This is a genomic window from Colwellia sp. C2M11 (assembly GCF_018860915.1).
In the GTDB taxonomy this organism is placed as follows: Bacteria; Pseudomonadota; Gammaproteobacteria; order Enterobacterales; family Alteromonadaceae; genus Colwellia.
Window position 1 is genome coordinate 276,329 of the sequence record NZ_JAHKQD010000047.1, and the last position, 12,429, is coordinate 288,757.

10 protein-coding genes are annotated in these 12,429 nt (G+C 37.9%); 8 read left to right on the forward strand and 2 right to left on the reverse strand.

All coding sequences use genetic code 11. The features are described from left to right. The first annotated feature begins 599 nt into the window (after nt 1–599). The 8 genes from sdhC (at nt 600) to sucD (ending at nt 10,632) form a co-directional block, all read left to right on the forward strand. Nucleotides 600–974: a succinate dehydrogenase, cytochrome b556 subunit gene (gene sdhC, locus KO509_RS13910; RefSeq protein ID WP_215973851.1), complete on the forward strand. Its 375-nt coding sequence runs from the start codon at nt 600–602 to the stop codon at nt 972–974. Beyond that, a complete protein-coding gene (gene sdhD / locus KO509_RS13915) occupies nt 968–1,315 on the forward strand; it encodes a succinate dehydrogenase, hydrophobic membrane anchor protein (RefSeq protein ID WP_215973852.1) in 348 nt (115 codons plus the stop codon). The genes sdhC and sdhD overlap by 7 nt, the downstream gene beginning before the upstream one ends. Further along, a complete protein-coding gene (sdhA, locus tag KO509_RS13920) occupies nt 1,316–3,085 on the forward strand; it encodes a succinate dehydrogenase flavoprotein subunit (protein ID WP_215973853.1) in 1,770 nt (589 codons plus the stop codon). A gap of 12 nt (nt 3,086–3,097) precedes the next feature. Then, on the forward strand, nt 3,098–3,805 hold the full coding sequence (locus tag KO509_RS13925) for a succinate dehydrogenase iron-sulfur subunit (RefSeq protein ID WP_215973854.1): 708 nt from the start codon (nt 3,098–3,100) through the stop codon (nt 3,803–3,805). Between the two features lie 170 nt (nt 3,806–3,975). Beyond that, nucleotides 3,976–6,777 (forward strand): 2-oxoglutarate dehydrogenase E1 component, encoded by a 2,802-nt coding sequence (locus KO509_RS13930; RefSeq protein WP_215973855.1) that lies wholly within the window; start codon nt 3,976–3,978, stop codon nt 6,775–6,777. A 145-nt stretch (nt 6,778–6,922) separates the two neighbouring features. Then, nucleotides 6,923–8,401 carry a 2-oxoglutarate dehydrogenase complex dihydrolipoyllysine-residue succinyltransferase gene (gene odhB, locus KO509_RS13935; RefSeq protein WP_215973856.1) on the forward strand — a complete coding sequence of 493 codons (1,479 nt, stop codon included), beginning with the start codon at nt 6,923–6,925 and terminating at the stop codon, nt 8,399–8,401. 192 nt (nt 8,402–8,593) lie between these two features. Next, nucleotides 8,594–9,760 carry an ADP-forming succinate--CoA ligase subunit beta gene (sucC, locus tag KO509_RS13940; RefSeq protein WP_159820897.1) on the forward strand — a complete coding sequence of 389 codons (1,167 nt, stop codon included), beginning with the start codon at nt 8,594–8,596 and terminating at the stop codon, nt 9,758–9,760. Next, nucleotides 9,760–10,632, forward strand: a complete 873-nt coding sequence (gene sucD, locus KO509_RS13945) for a succinate--CoA ligase subunit alpha (RefSeq protein ID WP_215973857.1) — start codon at nt 9,760–9,762, stop codon at nt 10,630–10,632. Before sucC ends, sucD begins: the two co-directional genes overlap by 1 nt. A gap of 76 nt (nt 10,633–10,708) precedes the next feature. On the opposite strand, the gene KO509_RS13950 is transcribed toward sucD, so the two are convergent. Further along, nucleotides 10,709–11,158 (reverse strand): hypothetical protein, encoded by a 450-nt coding sequence (locus tag KO509_RS13950; protein ID WP_215973858.1) that lies wholly within the window; start codon nt 11,156–11,158, stop codon nt 10,709–10,711. After that, nucleotides 11,158–12,012, reverse strand: a complete 855-nt coding sequence (locus KO509_RS13955) for a hypothetical protein (protein WP_215973859.1) — start codon at nt 12,010–12,012, stop codon at nt 11,158–11,160. The genes KO509_RS13950 and KO509_RS13955 overlap by 1 nt, the downstream gene beginning before the upstream one ends. Nucleotides 12,013–12,429 lie beyond the last annotated feature (417 nt).

Genomic DNA, 12,429 nt, shown 5'->3' on the forward strand with positions numbered 1-12,429 from the left:
TTATTTAAAATAATTAAGAAATAACAATCAGTATTTATACTTAACTTGGGTAAATTGAACAGCCGACATTCTACCTCAATTTGTAATTAAAATGTAATAGCCATTCGACTAAAGTTTGTAGCTGCTGATAAAATTGTATAATAATTAACCGTGAATAAGGTTGATTTAAAAAATTACAAATTTTTATTGTTATAGGAAAATTGAATTTATGTATTATCAACTATATAATCAATCCGTTCTGTAAGTGTTTTTTATATTTCGTGGCTTTAATAAGAATGTAAACAATAAATGTCTTGTTAAGTTTGAGGTTATTTTAATAATAAAAATAATTTCTTCTTTTACTAAAGTATTAATTGAATTACTTAGCCAAAGTAGACTAAGTTCGCTATTATTATGCGGTTCGGTTAACTCTATAAGTAATAATAGATTATTTTTATTAATAAAAAGCAGTTACCGTTCATTTCGGGAATTACTTCTTTAGTAATCTCTATTAGTATTCTATTTGTGTATTCAAATGTAAGAATACTAATATTCTAAAAGGTAGTTCATGAGTAACAATAATAAAAGTTGAAGGCTTTCGAGCTCTTTAGGCAACAATTGTGAAAAAACAACGTCCTGTAAACCTAGATCTAACTACAATCAAGATGCATCCGTCAGCTAATGCTTCAATTCTTCACCGAATTTCCGGTGTGATTATGGTATTTGCTATCGGTATCTTATTGCTAACGCTTTCTACCTCTCTTTCTTCTGCTGAAGGATTTGCCAGTATTCAAGAATGTCTTGATGGCTTTTTCTTTAAATTTATTATTTTCGGCTGCCTTTCTGCGCTGACTTACCATTTATTAGCGGGTGTTCGTCACTTGTTAATGGATTTAGGTCACTTTGAAGAGTTAGTCTCGGGTAATGCAAGTGCCAAATTGATTATGATTATTTGGTTAGCTGTATCGGCAGCAATAGGAGTTTGGTTATGGTAAGTGTCGTCGCATCAGTAGGCCGTAATGGCGTACATGATTTTATTCTTCTAAGAGCTAGTGCAATTATTCTTGTGCTATACACCTTACTTATTGCTGGATTTTTTATAGTAACACCAACTGTTACTTATGATTTATGGCAAGGGTTTTTTGCTTGTATGAGTGTAAAAGTTGCAACAATGTTAGCGCTACTCGCGTTACTTGTGCACGCTAAAATTGGTGTTTGGCAAGTATTGTCAGATTACATCAAGCCAGCATTTTTGCGTGGTGCACTGCAATTTTTCTTTTCAGTTTTGTTATTAGCCTACGTAGTGTTTGGCTTTTCAATTGTGTGGGGTGTGTAAGTGAGCGTTCCAATTCGTGAATTTGACGCCATTGTTATTGGCGCAGGCGGCGCAGGTATGCGCGCTGCATTAGCAATTTCAGAGTCAGGCAAATCTTGTGCCTTGATTTCTAAAGTTTTTCCAACTCGTTCTCATACAGTATCTGCTCAAGGTGGTATTACCGTAGCTTTAGGTAACGCTCATGAAGATCATTGGGAACAACATATGTATGATACGGTTAAGGGCTCTGATTATATCGGTGACCAAGACGCAATCGAATATATGTGTAAAACTGGCCCTGAGTCAGTTATCGAATTAGAGAAAATGGGTTTACCTTTTTCTCGTACGGAAGAAGGTAAAGTTTACCAACGTCCTTTTGGTGGCCAATCTAAAAACTTTGGTGGTGAGCAAGCCGCTCGTACAGCAGCAGCAGCTGACCGTACAGGTCATGCTTTATTACATTGTTTGTACCAACAAAATGTTAAAAACAAAACTAATGTTTACTCAGAGTGGTATGCATTAGATTTAGTTAAAAACAGTGATGGTGCAGTTGTTGGTACTACCGCAATTTGTATTGAAACTGGTGAAGTAGTTTACTTCAAAGCACGCGCAACTGTATTAGCTACAGGTGGCGCAGGTCGTATTTTTGCTTCAACGACTAATGCTCACATCAATACTGGTGACGGTGTTGGTATGTCACTTCGTGCTGGCATTCAAATGCAAGATATGGAAATGTGGCAGTTCCACCCAACGGGTATCGCTGGCGCAGGTGTATTAGTTACTGAAGGTTGTCGTGGTGAAGGTGGTTATCTACTTAACAAAGACGGCGAGCGCTTTATGGAGCGTTATGCTCCAAATGCTAAAGATTTAGCTGGTCGTGATGTTGTTGCTCGTTCAATGATGACCGAGATCCGTGAAGGTCGTGGTTGTGATCACCCTCAATATGGTCCTCATATCAAGCTTAAACTTGATCATCTTGGTCGTGAAACGTTATACAAACGTTTACCAGGTGTTTGTGACTTATCTAAGACTTTTGCTCATATTGATCCAGCTGAAGAGCCAATTCCAGTTATCCCTACATGTCACTATCAAATGGGTGGTGTACCGTGTAATGTTAATGGTCAGGCACTTAATATTGGTCCTGATGGCAAAGAAACCATTGTTGAAGGTTTATTTGCTGTAGGTGAAATCGCTTGTGTATCTGTACATGGCGCTAACCGTTTAGGCGGTAACTCACTACTTGATTTAGTTGTATTTGGTCGTGCTGCAGGTAACTTCTTAGGCACTTACTTAAACGATAGTCAAATTGGTAAAGAAGCCTCTGAATCTGATTTAGAAGCATCATTAGCACGTTCGAAACGTTGGGAATCTTCAACAACAGGTGAAGATCCGGTACAGATTCGTAAAGATTTACAACAGTGTATGCAAATGAACTTCTCAGTATTCCGTGAAGGTCAAGCAATGGCTGAAGGTATGAAAGAATTAACTGAAATTCGTGAACGTCTTCAAAATGCTAAATTAGACGATAAGTCATCAGAATTTAACACTCAACGTATTGAATGTTTAGAATTAGATAACTTAATGGAAACTGCGTATTGTTCAGCTAAAGCAGCTAACTTCCGTACTGAATCTCGTGGCGCACATGCAAGACAAGATTTTACAGAACGTGATGATGAAAATTGGTTATGCCATTCTATTTTCACGCCTGAAACTGGTGCTATGTCTAAGCGTGATGTTAATATGAAACCTGTTCACCGCGAAGCTTTCCCACCGAAAGCACGTGTTTACTAAGGAGTAATTGGTATGAAACAGTTATTTTCGATTTACCGTTATAATCCTGATGTAGATGCTCAGCCATACATGAAAGAGTATGAGTTAGAAATTCCTGACGGCTCTGATTTAATGGTACTTGATGCACTTATTCTGTTAAAAGAAAAAGATACAAGCTTATCATTCCGTCGTTCATGTCGTGAAGGTGTTTGTGGTTCAGATGGTTTAAACATGAATGGTAAAAATGGCTTAGCTTGTATTACGCCATTATCAGAGTTAAAGTCTAGTAAAATTATTTTACGTCCTTTACCTGGTTTACCGGTAGTACGTGATTTAATTATTGATATGAGCCAGTTTTACGCGCAATATGAAAAGATTAAACCGTATTTAATTAACGATGCTCAACAACCAGCGCGTGAAAATATACAAACTATTGAAGAACGTGATAAATTAGATGGTCTTTATGAGTGTATTTTATGTGCTTGTTGTTCTACATCTTGTCCGTCTTTCTGGTGGAATCCTGATAAGTTTATCGGACCTGCTGGCTTATTACATGCTTATCGCTTTTTAATTGATAGCCGTGATACTGCTACAGAAGAACGTTTAGATGGTTTACAAGATGCATATAGTGTATTCCGTTGTCATGGCATAATGAACTGTGTTGATGTTTGTCCAAAAGGATTAAACCCAACTAAAGCCATTGGCCATATTAAATCTATGCTATTAAGTCGTGCTGTTTAACTGCTTAAATTAACGTATAGTGGTAATAGTTAGCTTTAACGTTAACTATTACCCGTTATAAAGTTTTTTATGTATTTTCTTGAATAAATACGTAATATTACAATTTAACCGTAATCGTATTTTATAACGCGATTATTTATTTTTTGCTTTACCCCAGCAAGGAAAAGGCAATGCCAGAAGGTGTAATGAAGGCTTGGCTAGAGTCTTCCCACTTAAACGGTGGCAACATCGTTTATATTGAAGAATTGTACGAATCATACCTAGATAACTCTGCCTCTGTATCTGCAGAATGGCGAGAAATCTTTTCAGAACTTCCTAAAGTTGAAGGTAGTGATGTGGAATATCGCCACAGCGCTATACGCGAAGAGTTTAAAGTTTTAGCTAAACAACAAAAAAAACAAGTTGTTACGAGTGGCGGCGACGCCAAGCAAGTTAAAGTTTTACAACTTATCAATGCTTTTAGAGTTCGTGGTCATCAAAACGCCAATCTAGATCCATTAGGATTATGGCAACGTGATAAAGTCCGTGATTTACAGCTTTCTCATCATGACCTATCAGAAAATGATTTCGACAAAGAATATAATGTCGGCTCATTAGATGTTGGTCAAGACTCAATGAAGTTAGGTGAGTTATACAAAGTGCTGAAAAAAACCTATTGTGGTTCAGTTGGCGCAGAGTATATGCACATTACTTCAACAGATGAAAAACGTTGGTTACAAAATCGTTTAGAATCTGTACAGTCTGTACCGAAGTTATCGGTTGATGAAAAAACTGAAATTCTAAAAGGCTTGATTGCAGCTGATGGCTTAGAAAAATATCTAGGTGCTAAATTTCCAGGTGCTAAACGCTTTTCTCTAGAAGGCGGTGATGCACTTGTTCCTATGTTGAAGGAACTTATTACTCGTGCTGGCGCTGCTGGTACGAAAGAAGTAATAATGGGTATGGCTCATCGTGGCCGTTTAAATGTTTTAGTTAACGTTATGGGCAAAAACCCATCAAAATTATTTGATGAGTTTGGCGGAAAGCACGACGGAATATTAGGCTCAGGTGATGTTAAGTATCATCAAGGCTATTCTTCTGATTTTGTTACCCCTGGTGGTAATGTGCATTTAGCGTTAGCGTTTAACCCTTCTCATCTTGAAATTGTAAACCCTGTTGTTATTGGTAGCGTAAGAGCACGTTTAGATAGACGTGGCGGCAACCAAGGTGACTTAGTTTTACCTATTACCATTCATGGTGATTCTGCTATTGCAGGTCAAGGTGTTGTACAAGAAACCTTTAATATGTCGCAAGCGCGTGCATTTAAAGTAGGTGGTACTGTACGTATTGTAGTTAATAACCAAGTAGGTTTTACTACTTCAAAAGAACAAGATACTCGTTCAGGTGAATACTGTACAGAAATTGCTAAAATGGTTCAGGCACCAATTCTTCATGTTAATGGTGATGATCCAGAAGCGGTAATTTTAGCAACACAAATAGCACTAGATTACCGTAATGAATTTAAACGTGATGTTGTTATCGATTTAGTTTGTTACCGTCGTCATGGTCATAATGAAGCTGATGAGCCAAGTGCTACACAGCCATTAATGTATAAGATTGTTAAAAAGCATGCCACGCCACGTCAATTATATGCAGATAAATTGATCGCTGAAGGTAGCTTAAACAAAAATAAAATTGATGAGTTAACGTCATACTATCGAAAATTGCTTGATGAAGGTCAATGTACTGTAGAGCAATGGCGTCCAATGACTGCACATTCAGTTGACTGGACACCTTATCTTGGTCATGAGTGGGATGATGACTACGATACTGAAGTTAGCGTTGATAAGTTGAAAGAACTAGCTGTTAAGGTTTCTTCTTATCCTGAAGATCACCCAGTACATTCTCGTGTTAAAAAGATCTACGATGATCGCATGAAAATGGCAACAGGTGAAAAGTTAATAGATTGGGGGATGGCTGAAAATATCGCTTATGCTTCTATTGTTGACTCAGGACAAAGAGTTCGTATTACAGGACAAGATTCAGGCCGTGGTACTTTCTTCCATCGTCATGCTGTTTTACATAACCAAGAAGATGCGTCGACTTATTTACCGTTACAAAATATCCGTGAAGGCCAAGGTCCTTTTGATGTACATGATTCAGTATTATCAGAAGTGTCAGTGTTAGCGTTTGAATATGGCTACACGACAGCTGAACCAGCCGGTTTAACTATTTGGGAAGCACAATTTGGTGATTTTGCTAACTGTGCACAAGTAGTTTTCGATCAGTTTATTAGTTCAGGTGAACAAAAATGGGGTCGTTTATGTGGTTTAACTATGTTATTGCCACATGGCTACGAAGGACAAGGTCCTGAGCATTCATCAGCCCGTTTAGAGCGTTTCTTACAACTTTGTGCTGACCACAATATGCAAGTATGTGTGCCATCAACACCTGCGCAAGTATTTAATATGCTGCGTCGTCAAGTTGTTCGTCCAATGCGTCGTCCATTAGTTGTAATGTCACCTAAATCATTATTACGTCATCCATTAGCAGTATCTTCTATGGAAGAGCTTGCTACAGGTGAATTTAAAAATGTAATCGGTGAAATAGACGAGTTAGATCCGAAGGCAGTAGAGCGTGTTGTATTCTGTAGTGGTAAGGTTTATTACGAACTACTTGAACAACGTCGTAAAAATGAGTTAAATAATATTGCAATTGTTCGTATAGAACAGCTATATCCATTCCCAGAGAAAGAGCTTAAAGATGCGATTAAAGATTATCAGCATGTGAAGCAATTTGTTTGGTGTCAGGAAGAGCCGCAAAACCAAGGTGCTTGGTACTGTTCGCAACATCACTTTAGAGCAGCTATCCCTGATGCAACTTATTTAAGTTATGCTGGACGTAATGCTTCTGCAGCCCCAGCGGTAGGTTATATGGCTTTACATGTAAAAGAACAACAAGCGCTTGTCACTCAAGCGTTAACATTGGACTAACATTAGTGAATAACAAGCGCTTGTCACTCAAGCGCTAATGTTAGATAAAATTAGATTAACTATTGAGTGCATTAGCTTCTGCTTACTCTGTTTAAAAAGATAAGTAACAGTGAAGTGCTAAAAAGTTTGTAAGGAATAAAATAAAATGACAACCGAAATAAAAGTTCCGGTATTACCTGAATCAGTTGCAGATGCAACAGTTGCTACTTGGCATGTACAAGTAGGTGAAAAATTTAGCCGTGATCAAGTATTAGTAGATATTGAAACTGATAAAGTAGTTCTTGAAGTGCCAGCAACAGCTGATGGTGTTTTAACTGATATCAGCCAAATTGAAGGTGCTACTGTATTAGGCGAGCAAGTTATTGGTACATACTCTGAAGGTGGTGCAGAAGCTGCAGCGCCTAAAGCAGATGCGGCTCCAGCTCCAGCAGCTAGTAATGGTGGCGGTGCAGCTAAAGTAATTGATATTGTTGTACCAGTTTTACCTGAATCGGTAGCTGATGCGACGGTAGCCACTTGGCATGTAGCTGAAGGCGATACGGTATCAGTTGACCAAAATCTTGTTGATATTGAAACTGATAAAGTAGTGCTAGAAGTTGTAGCGCAAGACAATGGTGTTATTGGTAAAATAATCCATGTTGAAGGTGATACTGTATTAGGTGCACAAAAAATTGGTGAACTAAATGCTGGCGCAGCAGCTAGCACTACAGCGACAGCAACGCCTGATGAAGCGGTAAGTTCTGATGAACTAGCTAGCCCATCTGTTCGTCGTTTAATGACTGAAAAAGGTTTATCAGCAAACGATGTTACTGGTTCAGGTAAAGGCGGACGTATCTCTAAAGAAGATGTTGAAGCAGCACTTGCAGCGAAGAACACAGCAGCTGCACCTGCAAAAGCAGCACCTGTACCACAAGACCTTGGTGAGCGTAGTCAAAAACGTGTACCAATGACACGTCTACGTAAAACAATTGCAACGCGTTTATTAGAAGCGAAAAATTCAACAGCTATGTTAACAACGTTCAACGAAGTTAACATGAAGCCAATTATGGATTTACGTAAGCAATATAAAGATATTTTCGAGAAAACGCATGATACACGTTTAGGCTTTATGTCTTTTTACGTAAAAGCAGTAACAGAAGCACTTAAACGTTACCCTGCTGTAAATGCATCAATTGATGGTGATGATATTGTTTATCATAACTTCTTCGATATCTCTATTGCTGTTTCTACTCCTCGTGGTTTAGTTACACCAGTATTACGTGATTCAGACCAATTAAGCATGGCTGGTATCGAAAATGGTATCCGCGACTTAGCGCTTAAAGGTCGTGATGGCAAGCTTTCAATGGCAGACATGACGGGTGGTAACTTTACCATTACTAATGGCGGCGTATTTGGTTCATTGCTTTCTACACCAATTCTAAACCTACCACAAGCAGCTATTTTGGGCATGCATAAGATCCAAGATAGACCTATGGCGGTTGATGGAAAAGTTGAAATACTTCCTATGATGTATTTAGCTCTTTCATATGATCATCGCTTGATTGATGGTAAAGAATCAGTTGGTTTCTTAGTGACTATTAAAGAGTTACTTGAAGATCCAGCTCGTTTACTTTTAGATGTATAGATATTAGCTATATGTTTTTGAGTAACGAAAACAGTAATTAAGTAGACTATAGTATTAGCTCTTTTGACTACCGTCATTAGAGCTTTTGTATTATAATTAGTCGACTTTTCCTTGGCTTTTGTAAATTTTTATAATTTTAATAAATAAAAAAGTTTCAATAGCTTTCATTTACAGATAAATGGATAAAACACCATGAATTTGCACGAATATCAAGCGAAACAATTATTCGCTGAATATGGGTTACCAGTTTCTGAAGGTTTCGCTTGCGATACACCTCAAGAAGCTGCAGAGGCTGCTGATAAAATTGGCGGCACTATGTGGGTTGTTAAAACTCAAGTACACGCGGGGGGACGCGGCAAAGCTGGTGGTGTTAAACTAGTTAAATCTAAAGACGAAATTAAAGATTTCGCTCAAAACTGGTTAGGTAAGAATTTAGTTACTTACCAAACAGACGAAAATGGACAGCCGGTTGCTAAAATATTAGTAGAAAGCTGTACAGATATCGCTAACGAATTATACCTTGGTGCTGTTGTCGATCGCGCAAGTCGTAAAGTAGTATTTATGGCTTCTACAGAAGGCGGTGTTGATATTGAGAAGATTGCTGAAGAAACTCCAGAGTTAATTCACCAAGCTGAAATCGATCCACTTGTTGGCGCACAACCATACCAAGCTCGCGAATTAGGTTTCAAGTTAGGTTTAAACCCTACACAAATGAAGCAATTTGTTAAGATCTTTTTAGGTCTAGCTAAAATGTTTGAAGACTTTGATTTCGCCTTATTAGAAATCAACCCGTTAGTTATTACTGACGAAGGTAATCTTCATTGTTTAGATGGTAAAATTGGTATTGATGGTAATGCTTTATACCGTCAACCTAAAATGCGTGCTTTCCACGATCCATCTCAAGAAGATGAACGTGAAGCGCATGCTGCAAGATATGAATTAAACTATGTAGCTTTAGATGGCAACGTAGGTTGTATGGTTAACGGTGCAGGCCTAGCAATGGGTACTATGGATATCGTTAACTTACACGGCGGCAAGCCAGCTAACTTCTTAGATGTTGGTGGTGGTGCTACTAAAGAACGTGTTTCTGAAGCATTTAAAATCATTCTTTCTGACGACAACGTTAAAGCGGTTTTAGTTAACATCTTTGGTGGCATCGTTCGTTGTGACATGATTGCTGAAGGTATTATCGGCGCGGTTAAAGAAGTAGGCGTTAAAGTTCCTGTTGTTGTACGTTTAGAAGGTACTAATGCTGAATTAGGTCGTGAAGTTCTTAAAAATTCTGGCTTAGACATCATTGCTGCTGAATCATTAACTGATGCAGCAACAAAAGTTGTAGCAGCTGCGGAGGGCAAATAATGTCTGTATTAATTAACAAAGATACTAAAGTTATCTGTCAAGGTTTCACTGGTGGTCAAGGTACTTTCCATTCAGAACAAGCTCTTGAATACGGTACACAAATGGTTGGTGGCGTAAGCCCAGGTAAAGGCGGTCAAACGCATTTAGGCCTACCAGTATTTAACACAGTACGTGATGCAGTAGAAGCAACTGGCGCAACAGCAACAGTTATCTATGTTCCTGCTCCGTTCTGTAAAGATGCTATTTTAGAAGCTATTGATGCAGGCATCGAGCTTATCGTTACTATCACTGAAGGTATTCCAACTTTAGATATGGTTGACGTTAAAGCTAAGCTTGAGCAATCAGGCGTTCGTATGATTGGTCCTAACTGTCCTGGTGTTATTACTCCGGGCGAGACTAAGATTGGTATCATGCCTGGTCACATTCATAAGCCTGGTAAAGTAGGTATTGTTTCACGTTCTGGTACATTAACGTACGAAGCCGTTAAACAAACTACTGATGCTGGTTTTGGCCAATCTACTTGTGTAGGTATTGGTGGTGACCCTATCCCAGGTACTAACTTCATCGACGTTTTAGAAATGTTCCAAAACGATCCACAAACTGAAGCAATTGTAATGATTGGTGAAATTGGTGGTACTGCTGAAGAAGAAGCTGCGGAATATATTAAAGCTAATGTTACTAAACCTGTTGTATCTTACATTGCTGGTGTTACTGCACCAGAAGGTAAGCGTATGGGTCATGCTGGCGCAATTATCGCTGGCGGTAAAGGTACTGCTGATGAAAAATTTGCAGCATTAGAAGCGGCTGGTGTTAAAACTGTTCGTTCTTTAGCTGAAATTGGCAATGCACTTAAAGAGAAAACAGGTTGGTAGTCAGCTTTTGATTGCAAACTGTTATTCTTAATAAAAACCCGCTTCTAGCGGGTTTTTTGTTTTAATAATTATAAGTTTAGTTAAATGCAATTTCTTTAATTTGAGATTTGTAAGTTTTGACTGCACTTTTTGCTGCTTGATATTTATTTTTAAAGTTTTCTTGTTGATCAATGAATTTATCTATAGAGCTAAAGATGTTACGGCTTTTAATCGTTTTTACTTCACCATTAGTAATAGAAATACCATCATTATTTTCAATTACATCTTCAGATACAAATATTTTATAAATTCGTTTGGTTTTAACTCCTAATTCGAATTTAATACCATTTTCACCATTTGCTAATGTTCTTTCTTCGCTAATAGATATATACCTAAATTCAATTATAAGTTGTCTGTTTTCATGGTAAGCACGAATAGCCTCAGGAACATCATAAGGGGATAACATTACTTTTAATTTTCCTGCGTCTTTAGGTTGGCTTTTTAGTTCTGATAACGCTGACACATCAGTATTTATCCATTGACTCATCACCCTAACTCCTCAATTAAAATTCCCATCGGTTCGATAATCGCTCGATAAGCAGAATCTAGCTCTTGTTCATCAATACCATCAGGCTCAGTACTATCGACAACTATTAGCCCCCAATGTTCCCCATGACAATCCATTAAAGGTAAAGATACTATGCTACGAGACAAAGGGATATCATTGTTTGCATATTGCGAGACCATGTCATCAGGCATACTTGTTAATTGTGCATATCTAGATCTTTCCGTTGTACCACTTGATTTAGTTATCAATGGTAGGTTTGATAAAGAAAGCTTAGCACCTCTTTTCCATCCTTGCCCAGCTACACCTTCCGTTTTTTGTCTTGAATCATTGCTAACACAAAATACAGTTTTGGTATTTTTTGTATGTAGACCTGATCTCAAAATAGGAACAAGCCAACCTGAATTTTTTCCTTTGCCTTCTTTGTTAGCAACATGCCATCTGTAAAGGTTCCACAAAGGGTACCTTTGTGTACACTTTTTCTCATATTTAAACAAAGTTACTCTGTGCGATGCTGTTACATCATTTTGAAAGTTAGGAAAGGCAATAAATTGCAATTTATCTATTAATTTTTGTAATGCTTTATAACATATTAACTTTCCATTCTTAGATATAACCCATCCAATGATGAATGTTACACCGAGTGCTATGTATAACCATAATGCATTATTTTTAAAATGAATAAAAATAGCATATTGAATAGGGTTTTTGATCTCAATAACCTTTCCTGAGTAGTCAACTATTATACCAACTATGGGAGTTAATATACCTGATAAGTTAATTAATCTATTTCCCCATAATGCACTTGTGCTAATTTTTTTTACATCGACTATCAATTAAGTTCCTTAAACTGCTGCTTTCTACAAGCTTCAATGTAATACAATATAGTGATATTTTAAATAGGTAATTAGAAACATGTGCATTAATGAATGGGGTTAGGTACATACCCACGTCTTATTTACTCCCATTTATAGTTGTCGCGGTGGCGACAGCACCCAAAGGGATACTGCCTCCGGCATCCCTCTGGACTCCCTCGGAGCTGCTAATCAAGTGTCATCCTCCATTCAAGGCAATATCTTCGACGTAACAGCGCTGAACGGGCATCCATGTGCTGCGTTGCCTTTGCCATCATCCTGATGAACATACGTGAATATTACCTTTCATTACGGCACTTGATTCAAGCAGGCTTGGCGCGTGTTGGTAGGTTAGGGGGAAATCAGCTTGTTTTAGGTGTTTTTTTGAACGATTAAATG

What these genes read in the sequence shown, in the direction of transcription:
- sdhD (WP_215973852.1), top strand. Translation starts at nt 968, where the DNA reads ATGGTAAGTGTCGTCGCATCAGTAGGCCGTAATGGCGTACATGATTTT.
- KO509_RS13925 (WP_215973854.1), top strand. Translation starts at nt 3,098, where the DNA reads ATGAAACAGTTATTTTCGATTTACCGTTATAATCCTGATGTAGATGCT.
- KO509_RS13930 (WP_215973855.1), top strand. Translation starts at nt 3,976, where the DNA reads ATGCCAGAAGGTGTAATGAAGGCTTGGCTAGAGTCTTCCCACTTAAAC.
- odhB (WP_215973856.1), top strand. Translation starts at nt 6,923, where the DNA reads ATGACAACCGAAATAAAAGTTCCGGTATTACCTGAATCAGTTGCAGAT.
- sucC (WP_159820897.1), top strand. Translation starts at nt 8,594, where the DNA reads ATGAATTTGCACGAATATCAAGCGAAACAATTATTCGCTGAATATGGG.
- sucD (WP_215973857.1), top strand. Translation starts at nt 9,760, where the DNA reads ATGTCTGTATTAATTAACAAAGATACTAAAGTTATCTGTCAAGGTTTC.
- KO509_RS13950 (WP_215973858.1), bottom strand. Translation starts at nt 11,158, where the DNA reads ATGAGTCAATGGATAAATACTGATGTGTCAGCGTTATCAGAACTAAAA.